The organism is Acidiplasma aeolicum, from assembly GCF_001402945.1.
Classification (GTDB): Archaea; Thermoplasmatota; Thermoplasmata; order Thermoplasmatales; family Thermoplasmataceae; genus Acidiplasma; species Acidiplasma aeolicum.
Window position 1 is genome coordinate 1 of record NZ_LKBG01000166.1, and the last position, 933, is coordinate 933.

General features: G+C 29.5%; 1 protein-coding gene. It reads right to left on the reverse strand.

The genetic code is table 11. From position 1 onward, the window contains the following. Window positions 1-933: transposase (locus tag AOG54_RS04015; protein ID WP_084795488.1), on the reverse strand; the 933-nt coding region annotated here is incomplete at both ends.

Consider the following 933-nt stretch of genomic DNA (forward strand, 5'->3'; position numbering starts at 1 on the left):
TTATGGTTCTTCATAATGCTGTATATATGGAATAACAATCTTTTTGAAACTGCTATATACGCCTGTACATTGGATTTCTTTTTTCCTATTTCCCTGTTGAATATATCATAGAATTCCTTATTTTTATTCATTACTAATGAAATAGCACTTTCATATACAGCATTGCTAAGGTATTTATTCCTTACATGTGTTATTCCCTTAGTATGCGTTTTGCCACCTGAACTTTCTATATCAGGGCACTTTCCTGCATATGATTCTAATTTCAATGGAGATTTGAACTGCTCTATATTTCCTATTTCTGATACTATTATTGCAGAGTTTATTATTCCTATGCCTTTAAGATTGCTGATATTTTTAACATCCTCATTATTATTGCTTTTATTTATAATCTCTTTTTCAATATCCTTTAAATTGTTCATTTCATTCTTTAATCTATTAATATTCATCCTTATTTTGAATTTATATGCACCATCTTCATCAGGTATTCCTATGCTATTTTCAGATATTTCCATTAATTTATTGATATCTTCCATATTATAGTGCCCCTTGCTTGCCTTTTTAACTATTTTTATGACATTGTCAATACCAGCATTTACAATATTATACGGTGTTGCATATTCATATAGTATTGCCATTCCTGTTGAGGAATCAATATCATATAAATTGATAAATTCAGGGAATATTGCTGCAAGGTCGCTGTATATATAATTTTTAATTGCAGTAATACTTTTAACAACAATATTCCTTTCCCTTGAAATATTAGACAATGAAGACCTATTATGCCCTGTATATTCCATATACCTGGGATCATGCCATGGTGTAGCCGCTAAAACATGTGCATCTTCACTGTCTGATTTAATAGTATTAAGGTTCATCATATTTCTTAAATGCAATGTTTTCCTTGCATCTACCATATATACAGTAAAATTATTC